The sequence below is a fragment of the Pseudomonas sp. J380 genome, from assembly GCF_009827115.1.
GTDB lineage: Bacteria > Pseudomonadota > Gammaproteobacteria > Pseudomonadales > Pseudomonadaceae > Aquipseudomonas > Aquipseudomonas paracarnis.
Map to the genome: position 1 here is coordinate 1,341,368 of NZ_CP043060.1, position 19,293 is coordinate 1,360,660.

General features: G+C 59.9%; 19 protein-coding genes. 4 read left to right on the top strand and 15 right to left on the bottom strand.

What is annotated here, in order from left to right; genetic code table 11:
• A complete protein-coding gene (locus tag FXO12_RS06065; protein ID WP_057977508.1) occupies positions 1 to 2,127 on the top strand; it encodes a TonB-dependent siderophore receptor in 2,127 nt (708 codons plus the stop codon).
• 157 nt (positions 2,128 to 2,284) lie between these two features.
• On the opposite strand, the gene FXO12_RS06070 is transcribed toward FXO12_RS06065, so the two are convergent.
• Together FXO12_RS06070 and FXO12_RS06075 are read right to left on the bottom strand one after the other, a co-directional pair.
• On the bottom strand, positions 2,285 to 3,292 hold the full coding sequence (locus FXO12_RS06070) for an ABC transporter substrate-binding protein (protein WP_054897786.1): 1,008 nt from the start codon (positions 3,290 to 3,292) through the stop codon (positions 2,285 to 2,287).
• Positions 3,293 to 3,423: 131 nt separating this feature from the next.
• Entirely contained in the window at positions 3,424 to 3,873 is a 450-nt protein-coding gene (locus tag FXO12_RS06075; RefSeq protein ID WP_052199932.1) for a hypothetical protein, read from the bottom strand.
• 394 nt (positions 3,874 to 4,267) lie between these two features.
• Between FXO12_RS06075 and FXO12_RS06080 the strand changes: the two genes are divergently transcribed.
• From FXO12_RS06080 to FXO12_RS06090, 3 genes are all read left to right on the top strand, one after another.
• A complete protein-coding gene (locus FXO12_RS06080; protein WP_032872432.1) occupies positions 4,268 to 4,543 on the top strand; it encodes a hypothetical protein in 276 nt (91 codons plus the stop codon).
• 110 nt (positions 4,544 to 4,653) lie between these two features.
• Positions 4,654 to 4,884: a hypothetical protein gene (locus FXO12_RS06085; protein WP_034125688.1), complete on the top strand. Its 231-nt coding sequence runs from the start codon at positions 4,654 to 4,656 to the stop codon at positions 4,882 to 4,884.
• A 68-nt stretch (positions 4,885 to 4,952) separates the two neighbouring features.
• On the top strand, positions 4,953 to 5,195 hold the full coding sequence (locus tag FXO12_RS06090) for a DUF2789 domain-containing protein (protein WP_057977506.1): 243 nt from the start codon (positions 4,953 to 4,955) through the stop codon (positions 5,193 to 5,195).
• On the opposite strand, the gene FXO12_RS06095 is transcribed toward FXO12_RS06090, so the two are convergent.
• From FXO12_RS06095 to iolC, 13 genes are all read right to left on the bottom strand, one after another.
• Positions 5,196 to 5,399, bottom strand: a complete 204-nt coding sequence (locus FXO12_RS06095) for a hypothetical protein (protein WP_034125690.1) — start codon at positions 5,397 to 5,399, stop codon at positions 5,196 to 5,198.
• 157 nt (positions 5,400 to 5,556) lie between these two features.
• On the bottom strand, positions 5,557 to 5,961 hold the full coding sequence (locus FXO12_RS06100; protein ID WP_003191666.1) for a TraR/DksA C4-type zinc finger protein: 405 nt from the start codon (positions 5,959 to 5,961) through the stop codon (positions 5,557 to 5,559).
• A gap of 433 nt (positions 5,962 to 6,394) precedes the next feature.
• Positions 6,395 to 7,417, bottom strand: a complete 1,023-nt coding sequence (locus FXO12_RS06105) for an ABC transporter permease (protein WP_003191668.1) — start codon at positions 7,415 to 7,417, stop codon at positions 6,395 to 6,397.
• A 26-nt stretch (positions 7,418 to 7,443) separates the two neighbouring features.
• The gene (locus FXO12_RS06110) at positions 7,444 to 8,997 is read right to left on the bottom strand and encodes a sugar ABC transporter ATP-binding protein (protein ID WP_057977505.1); all 1,554 of its coding nucleotides are present in this window, start codon (positions 8,995 to 8,997) and stop codon (positions 7,444 to 7,446) included.
• 64 nt (positions 8,998 to 9,061) lie between these two features.
• Positions 9,062 to 9,997, bottom strand: coding sequence for a sugar ABC transporter substrate-binding protein (locus FXO12_RS06115; RefSeq protein ID WP_057977503.1), 936 nt, complete (start codon positions 9,995 to 9,997; stop codon positions 9,062 to 9,064).
• 49 nt (positions 9,998 to 10,046) lie between these two features.
• Positions 10,047 to 10,223 carry a hypothetical protein gene (locus FXO12_RS28730; RefSeq protein WP_003191673.1) on the bottom strand — a complete coding sequence of 59 codons (177 nt, stop codon included), beginning with the start codon at positions 10,221 to 10,223 and terminating at the stop codon, positions 10,047 to 10,049.
• A gap of 126 nt (positions 10,224 to 10,349) precedes the next feature.
• Positions 10,350 to 11,378: a Gfo/Idh/MocA family oxidoreductase gene (locus FXO12_RS06120; RefSeq protein ID WP_057977501.1), complete on the bottom strand. Its 1,029-nt coding sequence runs from the start codon at positions 11,376 to 11,378 to the stop codon at positions 10,350 to 10,352.
• 150 nt (positions 11,379 to 11,528) lie between these two features.
• Positions 11,529 to 12,539, bottom strand: a complete 1,011-nt coding sequence (locus FXO12_RS06125; protein WP_054897783.1) for a Gfo/Idh/MocA family protein — start codon at positions 12,537 to 12,539, stop codon at positions 11,529 to 11,531.
• Between the two features lie 19 nt (positions 12,540 to 12,558).
• The gene (iolD, locus tag FXO12_RS06130; RefSeq protein ID WP_057977499.1) at positions 12,559 to 14,490 is read right to left on the bottom strand and encodes a 3D-(3,5/4)-trihydroxycyclohexane-1,2-dione acylhydrolase (decyclizing); all 1,932 of its coding nucleotides are present in this window, start codon (positions 14,488 to 14,490) and stop codon (positions 12,559 to 12,561) included.
• Positions 14,491 to 14,577: 87 nt separating this feature from the next.
• Entirely contained in the window at positions 14,578 to 15,399 is an 822-nt protein-coding gene (locus tag FXO12_RS06135) for a TIM barrel protein (RefSeq protein WP_057977496.1), read from the bottom strand.
• Between the two features lie 26 nt (positions 15,400 to 15,425).
• Complete coding sequence (gene iolB, locus FXO12_RS06140) at positions 15,426 to 16,214, bottom strand: 5-deoxy-glucuronate isomerase (RefSeq protein ID WP_057977494.1); 789 nt, start codon at positions 16,212 to 16,214, stop codon at positions 15,426 to 15,428.
• A 3-nt stretch (positions 16,215 to 16,217) separates the two neighbouring features.
• Positions 16,218 to 17,105 (bottom strand): myo-inosose-2 dehydratase, encoded by an 888-nt coding sequence (gene iolE / locus FXO12_RS06145; RefSeq protein ID WP_057977492.1) that lies wholly within the window; start codon positions 17,103 to 17,105, stop codon positions 16,218 to 16,220.
• A gap of 148 nt (positions 17,106 to 17,253) precedes the next feature.
• The gene (gene iolC, locus FXO12_RS06150) at positions 17,254 to 19,191 is read right to left on the bottom strand and encodes a 5-dehydro-2-deoxygluconokinase (protein WP_057977491.1); all 1,938 of its coding nucleotides are present in this window, start codon (positions 19,189 to 19,191) and stop codon (positions 17,254 to 17,256) included.
• Positions 19,192 to 19,293: the final 102 nt, after the last annotated feature.

Sequence of the window (19,293 nt, forward strand, 5' to 3'; positions counted from 1 at the left end):
ATGAAACATTTACCCCTGTTGGCGGGCCTGTTCGGCTGCCTGCCTGTTTGCGCCTCGGCCCTTGAGTTGGCGCCAACCACCATCGACGGCGAGCAAAGTGCCGAGCCTGGGCTGGCCCTGGACCAATCCAGCGGCATGGCCTCGCGCCTGGGCCTGAGCGTGCGGGAAACGCCGGCGTCGGTGGCCATTGCTAACCGCAACGATATCGAGCGCCACGGCGCCAAGACCTTCCGCGATGCGGCCAATACCCTGCCCGGCGTCAACGCCAGCGCGCCGCCTGGGTTTGGCGGGTTTGTCTCGTACCGAGGGTTTACCAGCAGCCAGATCACCCAGATGTTCAACGGCATCAATGTCGCCACGGGCCTGGCGCGACCGGTGGATGCGTGGATCTATGACCGCGTCGAACTGGTAGGCGGCCCCTCCTCCCTGATCAACGGCGCAGGCTCAGTGGGTGGCTCGCTGAACTACGTGACCAAGCTGGCAAGCCGCGAGGAACAGGCCATCGAGGGCCAACTGAGCTATGGCAGTTACGACACCGCCGGTATGGCGTTCGGCCTCAACCATGCGCTGACCGAACCCGGCACCGAGGTGCAGCACTACGCCCGCCTGGATGTGAGCCGCAACACCAATCACAGCTACATCGACCGCGACCAGCGCGATGCCTGGAGCGTGGCGTTTTCCCTGCTCAGCGACCTCACCACGAACCTGTCCCACACCCTGGCCCTGGAGTATCAGGACGAACATGAAGACAGCCCGTACTGGGGCACGCCGGTGCTCAACCCCAAGGCCGGTGAGCTGAAGATCGACAAGCACAACCGCTTCAATAACTACAACGTAGCCGACGGCCGTTATGAGCAACGCACGATCTGGGCACGCTCGATCATCGACTACCGGATCAACGACAGCACCACACTGAAAAATACCCTCTACCACCTCGACAGCCAGCGCGACTACCGCAACCTGGAGACCTACCAATACAACGCCGACAACAGCGCGGTGAACCGCTCGACGGCCTATCAGGTGCGGCATCAGGGCGAGCAGAACGGCAACCAGTTCGAACTGCGCCATGACACGAGCGTCTTCGGCCTCGCCACCACTTGGTCCGGCGGTTTTGAGTACAAGATCAACAGCACCACTAACAGCCCGTTGAACGTGCCGGGCAAAAGTACCGTAGACCCGAACCACTACGACCCGGGGCACTTCTATGATATTCCCGGTACCCGGCCAGGTTTCGTCAAGGACAAGACCAACCAGGTGACGACCAAGGCACTGTTCGTGGAAAACCGTCTGGGACTGACGGATAAGCTCTCGCTGCTGACTGGCCTGCGCTATGACGCCATCGATCTGGACGTGACCAACCATCGTACGATCACCGCCACCAACCCGCGACACTTCAAGCGCAGTTGGGAGCCGGTAACGGGCCGGGTGGGCCTGACCTATCAGTTCATCCCCTCCGCCAACGTCTATGTGCAATACAGCACCGCCGTCGAACAGCCCAACACCACTACCCAGGTGTTCGACGTGTCCACCGGCAAGCAATGGGAAATCGGCAGCAAGTTCGATTACCTGGAGGGCCGCGGTTCCGCCACGGTCGCCGCGTACAGGATCGAACGCAAGGACTTCGCCGTCACCGACCCGCTGGACCCGACCAGCAGCATCCCGGTGGGCGCGCAGTCGTCCAAGGGCATCGAACTGGCCAGTTCGTTGCGCATCACGCCGAGGCTATTGGCCGAAGGCAACTTCGCCTGGGTGGACGCGCAGTACGATGAGTTCAACGAGAAAATCGCCAGCGGCGCCGTGGTGTCGCGCAAGGGCAATACGCCAACCAACGTGCCCAAGCGCGTGGGCAACCTGTGGTTGACCTATGACTTTGCCGAGAATTGGCAAGGTGGGGTGGATGCGCGCTATGTCGCCCAGGTGTATGCAGACAATGCCAACACCCAGACCGTACCGGCCTATACGCTGTTCGGCACCTTCCTGCGCTATAAGGTGGATGCGCATACCTCGATAACCGGGCGCGTACGCAACCTGACTAACGAGGTGTATGCCGAGTTTGCCCATGTGTCGCCGGCGTATTATCTGGGATCACCGAGGACCTTTGAGCTGGCCGTACAGACCAAGTTCTAACGCTGCAACGACCGTTGACTTGAAATGCAATTGAATGTGGGAGCTGGCTTGCCTGCGATAGCGGTGGGTCAGCATAAAAATATGTTGTCTGACACTCAGTCAACGCAGGCAAGCCAACTCCCACATCTTGATCTTCACTCGATACAAAGACCGCCGGTTACTTGAGGCTCGCCTCGACCTTCTGCGCCACATCTTCCGTCAACCAGGCCTTCCACACCTGCGGATGTTCCTTGAGAAACGCCTGGGCCACCTCCCGAGGCGGCGTGTGGTGCTCGCTCATCGTCGCCAAGGCTTTGTTAAGCGGCTCGATGGGAAACTCGACCTTCTCGAAGAACTGGGCAATCTGTGGATGTTCCTGCTGGAACGGCGTCGACACGCCAATGCTCAGCTTGGAAGCCAATGAGCGTGTCGGCTTCGGGTTCGGGTTGTCTGCGTCAGTCAGGGTCTTCCACGCAGCTGCATCAAATGGCGGTTCTTCCAGCTGGATCAATTTATAGCGCCCCATCAACGGGGTCGGCGACCAGTAATAGAACAGCACGGGCTTGCCCCGGCGAATCGACGAGGCAATCTCCGCATCCAGCGCCGCCCCCGAACCGCTGCGGAAGTTCACGTAGCTGTCGTCCAGGCCATAAGCCTTGAGTTTCTGTTTGTTGACCACTTCGGAGGTCCAGCCAATGGGGCTGTTCAGAAAGCGCCCCTTGCCCGGAGACTCAGGGTCTTTGAACACGTCCTTGTAGCGCGCCAGGTCCTGTACGCTTTTGAGGTCTGGAGCCAGGGGTTTTAGCCCTTTGGAGGGGTCACCCTTGACCACGTATTCCGGCACCCACCAGCCTTCGGTCGCACCTTTGACGATATCGCCCAGGCCCGCCACCTTGCCTTCGGCTTCAGCCTTGACCCACACCGGGCTGCGGCCTGCCCATTCCTCGCCGATCACCTGGATGTCATTCTTGGCCAGGGCGGTTTCCAGGGTAATGGTGGTACCAGGCAAGGTGTCGGTGGGCAGGTCATAGCCCTTCTCGACGATAAAACGCAATACTTCAGTGATCAGGCTGCCGCTTTCCCAGTTCAGGTCGGCAAAATGCACCGGTGCCTGGGCGGCCGATACCGGCAATGACAAACTCAGGGTCGTCAGGCCCGCCGCCAGCAGTGACTTCAATCCTTTCATGCCTGTGCACCTCGCGTTTTCGCAGTCATGGCGAACGGCTTTGCTGCGAATGCGCGAAGCCTCTGAATAGCTAAGTCAACTCAACTGTAGTAGAGGTTCCAAAAGACAAAGATGCACAGCGTATTTATCGCTTACTCGCTGGCCTTGAAGGTCACCAGTTCACCCTTGCGCCATTTGGCGGCTTTGCCAGTCACGGCCTTCAGGGTCTTGGTCAACCCTTCCTGCAATTGCTCATGGGCGGCGAATACCAGCATCACGCTGTGGCCTTCCTTGAACACAATACCCTGGCCTTCGTTCGACGACACAAAGGCATAGTCGCCGAGGCCGTAGACGGTCAACTTGATATCGCGAAACCTCAATTCGAACTTGCCACCTTCGCGGCTGGGCAATACCGCTGCGCGAAAATGGTCACCTACTTTGAGTTCCAGACGTGGCTTGTCATCCACGACCAGCGCCGTTTCGGTATCGATTTCGGCGATATAAATACCTTCCGGCGTCTGTTCGGTGACGTAGACAAACCGAGATTGAAACTGCTTGACCAACTTTGCGCGCAAATCACCCAGCACGAATAACGCGTGCATATCCAGATTACTGACTGCCAAGGAAACGCCCCCACATCAAAAAAGCACTGGCCGCCAAAGCGAACAGCACAAAAAATGGCCGTTACGACACGATACAGAGTCATTAAAAAACTGAAGAGAACTCGTAAGGCTAGTACAAACCTCAACGGCGGACCTCATGGGAAGTCAACCGTGATACAGCAAATCACAGGTTCAACGACCCGAGAATACGGGTCTGCCGACTTCAGAGAATAACCCAATCAAAAATGCAGTTTTCCGACACCCCAACACAAAAAAACATCTGGGCATGGAACCAGTCACGAACTACCGACGACAATACTAGAACAGCAACCAGGGTGAAAACCACCCGAAACAACGCAGACAAGCTAACCGGATCGATCGACAGGAGCTGAGCATGCAACGACGTCAACACGACGCTACGTCTTTCCACACTCGTTCACCATGTCCCGACGAACAGCAATACTACTGCCTGCTGAACCTGAATGGGTACTCCAATTCGGTGCTTTACCAAGTTGTACCCGCAGGAAAGAACTTTTTTCATATTCTTGAAGTGCCCAGCGGCAAGATCAAGGGGTTTCGCAGCGATCACATCAAAGCCTGCGAACTGGCCAAGTCCCTTGAAGCCAAGCTATACGCCTCAGGCGGCGGAATCGTTTCGTCGCCTGGATGACTTTACCGCGCCACTGCCCCTCAACAACTGCCATACTGGCCTGTCCATGGAAGTTTGCCCCCCGCGGGTCAGGTTTCATCAACGCGGTTACCTTGAAGGGAAAGCCATACGTGACGGAATTTGATATTGGCGAATTTATTATCCACGGCGATGCGAGGGAAGTAGACGGTGAGTTTCAAGCGGTCATCATCATGCGAGCCAAACCACCGCTGAACAAGGTCACCGCGCACCAGGTGGAGAAAGACCGCTGGTTCAAAACCGCCGACGCAGCGGCCGTGGCTGGCAAAGAGGCGGCCAAGGCACTGAAAACCGCCGTGGATTGCGGCGCGCTCAATACCTGACAATCCGATAGAACTCTGGCGTGCCCTGCCCCTCACATGCATGACGATAAGCCCGCATGGAGAACGCTATGGACACCACCACCCCAACTCTTGAAACCCTGTTCGAACAACTGGGGCTGGATTCCAGCCAGGAAGCCATCGAACGTTTTACCGCCGAACATCGACTGCCCGATGATGTAAAACTCATCGACGCGCCATTCTGGAGCGAACAGCAGGCGAACTTCCTCAGGGAACAATTGCAGGTCGACGCAGAATGGGCTCCCGCAGTGGATGACCTCAATGCGCTGCTGCATGAGCCTCACCGCGCTTGATCAATGCAGGCTGTCTGACGCTTCCCTGCGCAATAGCGCTTGCCAGGCAGCCTGGCATTCCTGCGCCTCGTCCCGGCTGGCGAATGCAGTGCCGCGCTGCTCACCGTTGAGCAACACCACCCAGCAAGCTCGCTGGCCCAAGGCACGCAGGGTTTGGGGTACGCCACTGCCGATCATTACGGCCACATCGACTTTGTTTTGCATGGAGCTTCTCCGCAGCATTAGTTAGCTGGCTAACAATGTTGGCCATGCTACGGCTTTATTCCAGTTGGAAAAAGCTATCCACGGAATAGCTTCATTGCATAAACAGCAACAATGCCGATCCAGGGCGGCCAGCTAGAGAGCCGCCCCCTTCACCGCATCAGGCTTGACGCTGGTGCTTGTCGATCTGCTCGTGGCGCTCTTGCGCTTCGATGCAGTACTTGGTGGTAGGACTGATCAGCAGGCGCTTGAGGCCGATAGGCTCGCCGCTGTCGTCACACCAGCCAAAGGAATCTTCCTTGATGCGTTCCAGAGCACGCTCAAGTTGCGGCAGCATGCGCTGGTCGCGGTCAATGGCGTTTACCAGCCAGGTGCGCTCTTCTTCGACAGAAGCCGCGTCAGCCGGGTCGGCCGGGGTGTCCAGGCTCTCAATGGCGATACGGTTCTGCTCAATGCGCTCGTGGTGCTCCACCTTCATGTCTTGCAGCAACTTCTCGAAAAAAGCGTGCTGTTCGGCATTCATGTAGTCATCCGCCGGCATGGCCAGCAACTTTTCCTTTGTCATTGATTTCTCTATAAAAAATACGTGCATTAAGGCGAATTAGGGAGCGTTCCGGCCGACCTGTGCAGGTCTCGGAAGGGCGCCATCCATTCCAAGCGCCACCCGGCACTCAATTTACGAGGGGCGGCAGTCTAAGGCCGACTTGAGGGCGCAGCAACTGAAAAGAAAGGCATTTTTTCCCGATCAACCCCCAAAAGCACCAGGACGGGCTTGGCGAACGGTCATCGGAGTGCGTTTATAGCAAGAAATTCAGTGTTGTGGAGCTATATAGAAGACAAACGGTTGAAAGTGCCTGATCCCCTGTAGGCGCGAGCTTGCTGTGGCGAGGGAGCTTGCTCCCGCCGACTGCGCAGCAGTCTCCGGCTTTTTGGGGGGGCTTCGCCCGCCGCAAGCAAGCTTGCTCGCCACACAAGCTCGCGCCTACAAGGGCAGGTACTCAGCGCTTGAGCTTGCGCTTGTTGCGGTATTGATCGATCACCACCGCCACCACAATGATCAGGCCCTTGATGATGTCCTGGATATACGCATCCACCCCGACAAAGGTAAACCCGCTGGCCATGACGCCGAGGATCAGCGCGCCGATCACCGTGCCGGTGATGCGCCCTACTCCACCGGCCAGGCTGGTACCGCCGATCACTGCGGCGGCAATCGCGTCCAGCTCGTAGGACATGCCCATGCCGGCCTGCCCCGTCGCTGCACGTGCCGAGGCCACCACGCCGGCCAGGCCCGCCAGAAGACCGGCGATGCTATAGACGATGATCAGGTGACGCTTGACGTTAATCCCCGAAGTACGCGCCGCCTGCATATTGCCGCCGATGGCATAGGTGTACTTGCCATACTTGGTGTAACGCAGGGCAATGTGGAAGATTACCGCCACCACCAGGAAGATAATCACCGGCATCGCGCCATGGCCGATCGCTGTGTAGGAGTCCGAGAGCATGCTCACCGGCTGGCCTTCGGTGTAATAGCGTGCCAGGCCACGGGCCGAGACCATCATGCCCAGGGTTGCGATAAACGGCGGGATGCCGGTGACCGCGATAATGCTGCCGTTGATTGCCCCCGCTAAAAGCCCTACGCCCAAACCCATCGCCACCGGGATCCACACCGGCAAGTCGGTGAGGGACGGAAACACTGCCCGGGAAAAGTCGGAGGTCTGCGCCAGGCTGGCGGCGATCATCGCTGACAAGGCCAGCACCGAGCCGGACGACAAGTCGATGCCCGTGGTGATGATCACCTGGGTCACACCGATGGCCAGCAGGCCGATGATCGACACCTGCAGGATCATCAGTACCAGACGCTGGGAGTTCATCAGAAAGCTCTGGTCGCGCACGATCCAGCCGAACAATTCAAACACCAGGCCGATACCGATCAGCACCAGGAAGATACTCAGCTCGGTGGGCATGCGTCGACGGTTCTTGACCGGCGCGGTTGCCGGCTTGTTGTCTGTTATTGCGTTCATAACCCATCACCTTCTTATTCTGTAGATCAGTGGACTGCGGTCATCCCGGAAGCCAACTGCATGACTTTTTCCTGGGTCGCCTCGGCGCGATCCAGGGTGCCCATCAGCTCACCTTCGTGCATCACCATCACCCGGTCGCTCATGCCGAGCACTTCGGGCAGTTCGGAAGAAATCATGATCACCGCCATGCCCTCGCTGGCGAGGAAGGCGATCAAGCGATAGATCTCAGCCTTGGCGCCCACATCGATACCACGCGTCGGCTCATCCAGGATCAGCAAGCGTGGGTTGGTCATCAGCCAGCGCGCCAGCAAGGCCTTTTGCTGATTACCGCCGGACAAGGTGTCGATGCATTGCTCCAGTGACGGGGTTTTCACCCGCAGCTTCTTGCACATGTCTTCACACAGGGCACGCAAGGCTTTCTGCTGGATAAAACCGTTGCCCGAATAGTGCGGCAACACCGCCATCTCCATGTTCTCCAGCACCGACAGACACGGGAACAGGCCGCTGAGCTTGCGGTCTTCGGTCAACAGCGCAAAGCCTTTCTCAATGGCCATATGCGGGTCGGTAATGCGCACCGCCTTGCCGTCCAGGGTGATTTGCCCGCTGGAACTTGGGGTGATACCAAAAATGGTTTCCGCCACGTTGGTGCGCCCGGAGCCCATCAGCCCGGCGATACCGAGGATCTCGCCGGCGTGCAGGTCGAACGATACATCCTTGAATACGCCGTCCAGGCTCAGGTCGCGCACCGACAGTAACAGCTCACCAATAGGCGTTTCGCGCACCGGGAACAGCTGGCTCAATTCACGCCCGACCATCATCGAGATGAGGCTGTCGCTGTTCATGCTGTCGGCCCGTTGCAAGCCGATGTATTGGCCGTCGCGGAACACCGCCACTTCATCGGCGATGGCGAACACTTCGTTCATCTTGTGGGTGATATAGACGATGCCTTTGCCCTGGGACTTGAGGTCGGCAATGATCGAAAACAGGTGGGCCACTTCCTTGTCGGTAATGGCCGAGGTGGGTTCATCCATGATCAGGATGTCGGAGTCGTAGGACACTGCCTTGGCAATCTCGACCATCTGCCGTTCGGCAATGCTCAGGTTGCCGACCTGTTCTTCGGGGTCGAGGTTGATGCGCAGGCGCGCCAGCAACTCGGCGGTGCAGCGGTGCATTTCGCGGTGGTTGACCATGTGCAGGCTGTTGAGCTGTTCGCGGCCTATCCAGATGTTCTCGGCGATGCTCATATGGGGCATCAGGTTGAGTTCCTGGTGGATCATCGCGATCCCGGCCTTTTGCGCGGCCAGCGGCGTTTCAAAGGTGATCGGCTTGCCACGCAGGCGAATTTCGCCGGCGTCGGGCTGGTAGATGCCGGCGATGATCTTCATCAGCGTCGACTTGCCCGCACCGTTCTCGCCCATCAACGCCAGCACCGTGCCGGGGCGCACCCGCAGCTGCACATCGTCCAGGGCCACGACACCGGGAAAGCCTTTGCTGATGTTGAGGATTTCCAGCAGGTAGGGTTCGTCCAGCGCCAGCGCCGGGTGGGCGACGGGCTGAGACGTGGCGGCTTGAGCAAGCATAGGGAGGTACTCCATCTGCAGGGCGGCCGTGGCCGCCCTGCCAGCTTTTGTTGTTATGTTGGGGCTACTTGAAATCTTTGACGTTGTCCGGGGTGATCAACTGGAACGGGATCACCACGTTCTGCTCGACCGGCTCCTTCTTGGCCATTTTGCGCGCTGCCTCCACCGAACCTACCGCCTGGCCCTTGGCGTCCTGGAAGGCCGACACGGTCATGTCGCCCTTGGTGATCGCGTTCAAGCCATCGGGCGTGCCGTCGACACCGGCAATCAACACGCTGCCTTTTTCCTTGCCGGCCGATCTCAGGGCCATGGACGCCCCGATCGCCATCTCATCGTTGTTGGCCAGCACCGCATTGAACTCCCGGCCCTGGGTCAGCCAGTCGTTGACCAGGGTCATGCCCCTGTCACGCAACCAAATGCCGGTCTGTTCCTGCTCGATCTTGATGTCCGGGTACTTGGCCAGCACTTCCTTCACGCCCTTGGTGCGATTGGTGGTGGAGTTGTTCGCCAGGTCACCCAAAAGGATCACGACCTTGCCCTTGCCGCCGAGTTTTTCGGCGATGTATTGCATTTGCAGGCGGCCGGCCTCGACGTCATCGGAGGTCACGGCCACCACGTCCTTGGGCAAGTCTTTCTGGTCGGGGCGGCGGTTGACGAACACCAGCGGTATACCCGCCTTGGTGGCGGCACTGATGATGTTCTTGGTCGACGCGGTATCGACCGGGTTGACGATAATCGCGTCGACCTTCTGGCTGATGAAGTTCTCGACCTGGCTCAATTGCTTGACCACATCGGCGCGGGCATCTTCGAATTGCAGTTGCACGCCATCACCTTTTGGATAGGACTTGGCTTGCTTATCCATATCCTCGCGCAGGTAGGTGAGGAAGGTGTCATCGAACGCGGACATCGTCACGCCCACCTTGAGATCGGCGGCGCCGACAACGCCACTGGCCAGCAGCATGGACAAGGCCAGGGCGGTAAAACGGATCGGGGTCTTCATGAACGGTCTGTCTCCACTTTCTTGTTGGTTTTTTTCGACGTTGCGTTGATCAGGACTCGGCTGTCAGTCGCACCACCGGCGCGCCTGGAATGCAGCACACCAGCGCGCCCTGGTTTTCGACGCACAGCACATTCAGGAAGGAGAAGTAGAACGGCCGGGCGCGGGGCAGTCCGCGTGGCGCTTGGAGGGGGCGTAAAACTCGCAGTACAGCGTTGAAGATTTTCATCTGACGGTACCTGGTTGTTTTTGATCTTGTTTTTGTTGAGTCGCCCGTAGGTTCCGGGACGTACTTTATGCAACCTGGAAAAGACTGTATTAGAAAATAATTTCCATATCAACCTGTTTTAGAATTTTATTCTATTTTCGTCGAAACCACCTGCTGACGCTCGGCACTCAGGCGCGCGGCGTCCAATATACGGGTGGTTTCCAGGGCGTCATAGGCATTGACCGGCAGCGGTCCCTGCCCCACCACGGCCGCTTGCAACTGCCGATAGAATTGGGGCCAGCAGCCCTTCTCCGACGGCACCCGCTCACGCTCCGGCCCTTGCTCAAACCAGCCCCAGCGTCGATGCTCCTCGGCGCCCCAGTGTTCACCTTCGGTTTTCGGTGACTTGCCGGCCAGCAGCGCTTCTTCCTGGCCATCCAATCCGTCGACGGTGTAGCAGCCCAGGCTGCCACTGACGCGAAATCGCGGCGCCTGGCTGTTCTGCAACGCGTTGCCCCACAGGTGCGAAATCACGCCATTGGCATGGGTGAGGGAGACAAAGAAGCCGTGGTCCACCGTGGGATGTTCTGGTGTGTAGTGCAATTGAGCGAACACCCGCTCCACCGGGCCGAACAGTTGCAACGCCTGGTCCACCAGATGGCTGCCCAGGTCACGCAGCCATCCTCCACCGCTGGCATTGCCCACGGCCTGCGGACTGTAACGTTCCACGCGGGATTCAAAGCGGGTGATGGTGCCAAGGGCGCCAGCGTCGATCAGTTTGCGCAGGGTCAGGTAATCCGAATCCCAGCGCCGATTCTGGTAGACGCTGAGCAGCGAGCCCTGGCGCTCGGCAGCGGTAATCAGGGCCTGGGCTTGTTCGGCATTGGCGGCAAAGGGTTTATCGCTGACCACCGCCACCCCGTGCTCGATGGCTTCCAGCACCAGGGCCGGGCGACCTTTGAGGGTGGTGGAAATCACCAGGGCATCGACGCCGGCTTCGACGATCTGGCCGATGGAGTCGAAGGCTTTGACACCCGGAAGATCAGTACTCAGTTGCTGGCGACGTTCGGGTGAACGCGTCACCACGCCGACAAAGGTGGCGCCAGGCAGGGTGGCGATCAACGGCGCATGAAAAAAGCGCCCGCCGTGGCCGTAGCCCACTAGTCCGATTCGCATGCTCAACTCCAGAATTGATTTGGAAACCCAATCAACTGTGGGAGCTGGCTTGCCTGCGATAGCAGTGAGTCAGGCAATCAATCTGTCACTGATAGACCGCCATCGCAGGCAAGCCAGCTCCCACAGTGTCAACCACTTTTCTGCAGTGAGTTAGCCGTAGAAGCGCGGGCGATCCGGCAGGCTGACTTTCACAATCTGCCCACTGCCCTGGGCTTCAATACACGCATCTGCCGCCACCGCCGCCGCAAACCCATCCCAGGCCGAAGGCCCGCCGACCTGCCCGGCCAGCACGCTGTCGATAAACGCCTGCAACTCCACGTCATAGGCACCGATAAACCTATCCTTCCAATCCATCAGGATCGCGTTGGACAGCTTCGCGTCGCTGCGCAGTTGCACCTGAGATGGTTCCGGCAACCTGGCGATGCCGCTCTCCCCCACCACTTCGCACTGGATGTCGTAGCCGTATTGGCAGTTCACAAACACTTCCACGTCGATACGCGTGCCTTTGGCAGTTTCCAGTAGCACGATCTGCGGGTCGCGCAGGTGCGCCAGCGCCTTGCTGGTCTTGCGCGGGAACACCACCTGCACGGACACATAGTCGTCGTTGAGCAGCCAACGCAGCACGTCCAACTCATGGATCAGGGTGTCGGTGATCGCCATGCCGGTGTTGTAGTTCTCGCCCACCGTGGGGTTACGGTGCGCGCAGTGCAGCATTAACGGCTCGCCAATCTGGCCGCTGTCGATCACCGACTTGAGGGCACGATAGCCTTGGTCGTACGGGCGCATGAAACCCACCTGGACCAGGCGCTTACCGTGTGCCACTTCGGCCTCGACAATGTTGCGGCAGCCCTCGGCCGTCACCGCCAGCGGTTTTTCACAGAACACCGGTTTGCCGGCAGCAATCGCGGCCAGCACAAACTCTTCGTGGCTCGGCCCCCAGGACGTCACCAGTACCGCTTCGACCTCTGGCGAGTTGATCAACGCATGGCCGTCCGGGTACACCTCGGCGTCCAGCTTCAAGTCCGCCACCACCTGGGCCGCCTGCTCAAGGTTGATGTCGGTGACAGCCACCACCTGGCTGTTGAGCAAGGCCTGGCTGCAACGACGAATATGGTCCCGGCCAATGGCGCCCGTACCAATCACTCCAAGTTTCAAAGACATGCAAACACTCCTCTTGTTGTTAGTACTGCCGGGCCTTGGCCAGGTGTTCATTGAGTTTTTTTGCCGCTGCATTCGTGCGTTCACTGGTGGACACTTGCGCCACACCCACCCGCCACCACGACAGGTAGCCGTGGATCATGGTCTTGGGCAGTACCTTGATATCGATCAGCGTGGAGACGCTTTGCGTGCGGGCATCCGCCAACGCCGCTTCCAGCTGTTCCAGCGTGCTGACCTTGTAGGTCTTGCAACCGTAGGCCGCTGCGCTCATGGCGAAGTCCACCGGCACCAGGCCACCGTCGAGCTTGCCGCTCTCGGGGTTGCGGTAGCGGAACTCGGTGCCGAAGCTGTCCATGCCATTGCCAATCTGCAGGTTGTTGATGCAACCGAACGCCATGTTGTCCAACAGCACCACGTTGATCTTGCGGCGCTCCTGGATCGAAGTGGCCAGCTCCGAGTGCAGCATCATGTAGGAGCCATCGCCGACCAGGGCGTACACCTCCTTGCTCGGCTCGGCCAGCTTCACGCCCAGGGCGGCATTGATCTCGTAGCCCATGCATGAATAACCATACTCGACGTGGTAGGTGTTGACGCCCTTGCTGCGCCAGGCACGCTGCAAATCGCCGGGCAGGCTGCCGGCGGCGGCCACGATGATTGCGTCATCGGCCAGGCGTGCATTGAGCACGCCGAGCACAGCGCTCTGGGTCAGGCACGAACCGGTCAGCTCGATGAATTCCCGCAGCACGGCACGGTCCAGGTGGTCGTCGACTTCGGGGACAAACTCATCGCCCTGGTAGTGCACCTGATGCACGCGGTCCACTTCAGCGTCGAATTGCGCCTTGGCGTCGGCGATCTGCTCGCCCCAGCCCGAACGGTAATCGCCCAGGGCATCGGCCAGTGCTTCAAGGGCGACTTTTGCATCGGCCAGCACTTGCACGCCGTCCAGCTTCAACGCATCGCAGGGGCTTATATTGAGGTTGAGAAACTTCACCTCGGGGTGCTTGAACAGCGATTTTGAGGAGGTGGTGAAGTCGGTATAACGGGTGCCGACACCGATGATCAAGTCCGCCTCAGGCGCCAGCAGGTTAGCCGCCAGGCAGCCGGTTTCGCCGATGCCGCCGACGTTCAGCGGATGGCTGGACACCACGGCGCTCTTGCCCGCCTGGGTTTCCGCGAAAGGAATATCGAAACGCTCGGCAAAGGCTTGCAGTGCCTGGTTGGCGGCGGAGTATTTGACCCCGCCGCCGCAAATGATCAGCGGCTTGCGCTTGCCGCGAAACGCAGCCAGCGCGTCGCCGATCATGGCGCTGGTGGCCGGGCGTCGGTCGATGCGGTGCACGCGTTTTTGCAGGAAATAGTCGGGATAGTCCCATGCTTCGGCTTGTACATCCTGGGGCAAGGCCAGGGTCACTGCGCCGGTTTCGGCCGGGTCGGTCAGCACGCGCATGGCATGGATCGCCGCGGTCATCAGTTGCTCGGGGCGGTTGATGCGGTCCCAGTATTTGCTCACGGAGCGGAAGGCATCGTTGGTGCTGATGCTCAGGTCGTGGAACTGCTCGATCTGCTGCAACACCGGGTCGGGCTGACGGCTGGCATAGACATCGCCGGGCAAGAGCAGCAACGGGATGCGGTTGGCGGTGGCAGTCGCTGCGGCGGTGAGCATATTGGCCGCGCCCGGCCCGACCGAGGCCGTGCACGCATAGATCTTGCGGCGCAGGTGCTGCTTGGCGAACCCGATGGCGGCGTGGGCCATGCCTTGCTCATTGCGGCCCTGATGCACCACCAGGTCGCCGCTGTCGTGCTCCAGGGCCTGGCCAAGGCCCAACACATTGCCATGCCCGAAAATAGTGAACACCCCGGCGACAAACTTGCTCTGTACGCCGTCGACTTCGATGTATTGGTTGTCCAGGAACTTCACCAGGGCCTGGGCCATGGTCAATCTTGTTGTGGTCATCACTTGCACCTTGTGTGACTGCAATTGAAGTGTTCAACACCGATGCAGTGTGGGAGCTGGCTTGCCTGCTCCCACATTCTGATCGCGTTATGGCAAGGGCTTTTGCAAATACGCCATGCTGCTGCCCAACGCCTGCCGGATATCCGCCAACCCGTGCACGCTTTCGGCAAACGGTTCGAACGACAGATAGCCGCTGTAGCCGGTGCTCAGCAAGGTGTCGATCTGCGCCGCATTCCCGAGGATATCGTCCTCGCCCACCAGCACGCGGTGGCCGTCGCGGATCGACTCCAGCGGCGCCTCGCGGTCTTCCACCCCGGAGATGTGCACCAGCCCGGTCAGTTCCGGGAAGAACTCATGCTCGCCGGCCAGGTGATGGTGAAAGGTGTCGTGCACCACCCGGAATACATCCAGGCCGCCGATGGCCTTGATTGCATCCACTGCCACGCGCTTGCGGCGCAGGGCGGATACGGTGAAGCCCAGGGGCTCGATAAAACCCAGAATCCCGTACTCGCGCAGGATCAACGCCAGTTCGCTCAACGCCGTGCGCAAACCAGCCGCGCGCTGCGCGTCGTTGCGCGTATCGCCAGGCTGATTGAACGGGCACATCACCAAGCCTTCGGCCTCGCACTCACGGGCGTAGGTGGCCAGTTCGATTGCCTGGGCACGGCGTTCGTCATTCCACACATCAAAGGGGTACAGCGCGTTGATCGACAACACCTTGATGCCCTGCGCTGCGCACAATTCACGCACGCGGCTGGCGGGTGTGCCGTATTCGATTTCACGGTTCTTGAGGTCGTTGCGGATCTCAATGGCCTCGCAGTTGAGAGCCGCCGCCAACTGGATGAAATCCGGCAGGGACAGGTTGGGGGCGACCATGCGGTTGAGGGCAAAACGTAGCGGCGACTTCATTGTTTTTGTTCTCCGTCCAACACCGTTTACAGGTCCAGCAGCCAGCTGTGCTGCGGGTCGTTATGGAAATGCCAGGCGCGCTTGGGGCCGGCCATCACGTTCAGGTAATAAGACTCGTAGCCATACGGCACGCTGACCGGGTGATAGCCCTTGGGCACCACCACCAGGTCACTGTTTTCCACGGCCATGGCCTGGTCGATGCTGCGATCATCGGTGTACACGCGCTGGAACACGAAGCCCTGGGGCGGGTTGACCTGGTGGTAGTAGGTCTCTTCCAGAAAGCTCTGGTGCGGCAGGTCGTCGGTGTCGTGCTTGTGCGGCGGGTAGCTGGAGGAATGCCCCGACGGCGTGCGCACTTCCACCACCAGCAGCGAATGGGCCGGCTCGCTGTCAGGCAGGATGTCGCAGACGTAGCGAGTGTTGGCGCCTTTGCCGCGCACACTGCGCTTGCACTGCTCGGGGCGGATCAAGCGCGGGGCAAAACCCGTAGCACCCGGCGCTGCACAGACGGCAATTTGCACATCGCTCAGGGCCGTGACTCGGGCGCCAGTGCCCGGCGGCAAATAGGCGGCGAACGGTGACTTGTCTTCGAACACCGACTGGCGATCCCCCAGGTTCTGCCAATTGAAGCCTTCGCCTTCAATATTCACCCGACCGCTGAGCAGCACCAGGCACAGTTCCTGATCGCCCGCACTGACCGGCAGGGTTTCACCCAGACTCAGGCGGTACGCGGCAAAGCCTACGTACTCCAGGCGACCCGCCTCCAGGGCAACCATGGTTTGCCCGCGTTTGCTGCTTTTGACCAACAAGCTCATCACTCAAGTCCTCTGGTTGAGAAGCGCACGCAGGGTGTCGTAACCCTTCTTCGCGTAGATATAGCTGGGCGCCACGGCCGGGTCCTGCTCGGCTTCTACCACCAGCCAGCCCTTGTAGTTCGCCGCGAGCAACATATCCAGCAACGGTGCGAAGTCGATATCACCATCGCCGGGCACGGTAAAAGTGCCGTTGACGATGCAGTCCGGGAAGCTCCACATCTGGTTACGCGCCAGTTGCACCACGGGTTTGCGTACATCCTTGAAATGCACATGGCAGACGCGGTCGATATGCTTGCGCAGCACCTCGATGGGTTCGCCGCCGCCCATGTAGCAGTGGCCCGAATCGAACAGCAAGCCGACTTCCGGGCCCGTGCGTTTCATCAACTGGTCGATGTCCTCGGGGGATTCGACGTACGCGCCCATATGGTGGTGATAGGCCAGGCGCACGCCCTGGGACAAGGTGAAACGCGCCAGCTCGGTAAGCTTGTCGGCGTAAGCCTGCCAGGCCTGTTCACTGTGAAAACGCGGGCGCTCGATCAGGCGGATACGCGAGCCCTGGATCGAGTCGGCCACTTCGCCGTATACCAGTACCGAGGCGCCGTTGTGTTTGAGCAGTTCGACATGGGCGGCAATCGCCTCGATTTCTTCAGCCACCGAACGACGGGCCAGACGGCTGGAGTACCAACCGGACACCAGCGCCAGGTCATAAGGACGCAGCACGTCAGCGACGCCATTGGCATCCTTGGGGAATTTGCCGTTGAGTTCAAAACCTTCGTAGCCGATGTCCTTGCCTTCGCTCAGGGCCGTGCTCAGCGGGGTCTCACCGCCGAGGGCCGGGAGGTCGTCGTTGCTCCAGGAGATCGGGTTGATGCCAATTCGGATTGCGGGCATGGCTGCACCTTTTGTTTTTATCTTCAGAATTCACTGGGATCTGCTTTGTGTGGGAGCTGGCTTGCCTGCGATAGCAGTGTGTCAGGCAGTACATTTGCAACTGATAGATTGCTATCGCAGGCAAGCCAGCTCCCACATTTGATCGTATTTACCGTCGGGCGCTGAGCCAGGCATTGATGAGCTGTTCGAAGGTCGCCTGCACCTGCTGGATCAGCGTTTCATCATCAATCTCCCCCGCCATCCACGCCCGGCTCGGCTCGTGGAAGATCGTGCGGCCCACGGCAAAGCCACGGCAGGTGCTGCTCTGGCTGGCTTGCTTGAAGCCATCGGCGAGAAACTCGGGGGAAGCATTCAGGCCCAGCAACACCACGCCACGGCAGTAGGGGTCGCGCTCCTGGATCAGTTCGTCGAGCTTTTTCCAGTCTGCGGCCGATTGGGTTTCGATCTTCCACCAGGCCGGGTAAATGCCCAGGTTGTACAGGCGCTTGAGGCTACGGTAGAGCACGTCCGGGTAGGTGGACGGGTGATCCTTGGGTGGGATGACTTCCAGCAGCAGTTCGTGGCCACTGACCAGCGACGCCTCGTACACCGCCTTGAGTTGCGCTTCCTGTTCCAGGCGCAGCATCGGCTCGTCATCGGGGTGAAATTGCACCAGGCACTTGATGATCTGTTCCTGGGGCCAGGCAATCAGGTTGCTGCCGATCGAACGCCCGTGCTCGAACGCGAGGGGCCGCGAGTTCTGCACTTCCACAGGGCGAGCGATCCACCAGCCGCGACCGCTGGCGGCGTTGAGTGCATCCTGGCCAAAGCGTTGGTCGGCGAGCAGGCCCACATCCGCCTCGACGCCCTGCTCGGTGAGTTTTCGCTCGACGCGTTCGATGGCCTGGATAAACAACTGCTTGATGTCGCTGATACGCTCAGGGGCCTGGCCGCCTTTTTGCGCCAGCTCCACCAATTGCCAGCGGTGGTCGAAGGCAAAGACGAACAGTTGCTTCCAGGCTTTGCGCGGCACCGTGACACGGTGCAGGCGTTGCAGGGTCACGTCCTGGTCCGGCCGGGTGATGGGCACGGGGCTGTTGAACAGGTAATCGAGTTCGGCGGGGGTCGGCATCGCCGGCGCACAGGCGTGGCGCGATACCACCAGGCCGCCACAGGCATTGGCCAACTGGCTGCAACGCTCATCGCTGGCGTCATTGATCCAGCCGCTGAGGAAGCCCGACATAAAAGCATCACCGGCGCCCAACACGTTGAGCACTTCAACCCGCACGCCAGGATAGATGGCCCCGTCTTCCAGGCGCGCCGGAATTGCGCCGTGAATCACCGTGCAGCCCTGGGGGCCGAGCTTGACCACCAGGGTGGCCGGGGTCAGTTCACGCACGGTGCGCAGGGCGGTGAGCAGGTCTTCACTGCCGCCGGCAATCAGGAACTCCTCCTCGGTGCCGACGATCAGGTCGAAACGCGGCAGGATCTTCTGCACATGCTGGCTCACATTCTGGTCGGCGACGAAACGGGTTTCACCATCGGCCTTGCCTGCCAAGCCCCACAACACAGGGCGGTAGTCGATGTCCAGCACGCGCTTGACGTTGTGCCTGGCCGCGTAATCCAGGGCCTGGAGGCTGGCTTTGTACACGCCGTCGGTGGAGAAATGCGTACCGGTGATCAACAGCGCTTTGCTGGAGGCAATGAAGGCTTCGCTAATGTCTTCGGCGCGCAGGGCCATGTCGGCGCAGTTTTCGCGGTAGAACACCAGAGGGAAGGTTTCGCGGTCCTTGAGGCCCAGCAGCACCAGGGCGGTGAGGCGCTCCGGGTCGACCTTGATGCCGCTGACATCACAGCCTTCACGGGCCAGGGATTCCACCAGGAAACGGCCCATATGGTCATCACCCACCCGGCTCAACATCGCCGACTTGAGCCCAAGCCTGGCCGTGCCGAAAGCGATATTGGCGGAAGAACCGCCCAGATACTTGGCGAAGCTGGACACATCCTCAAGCCGCGCACCGACTTGCTGCGCATAAAGATCGACGCCCAGGCGCCCGAGGCAAATCAGATCCAATTGACGCCCACTGGCAAAACGAGTCTGGCCCATGCTGGCTCCTGTTATTTTTATCAGCCTGCGTTGTGCCGCCGTGGCGACGGCAAACGCTCTTGGTGGGAGCAGACTAGAACGTCCGCTGGCAGCAATCAATAT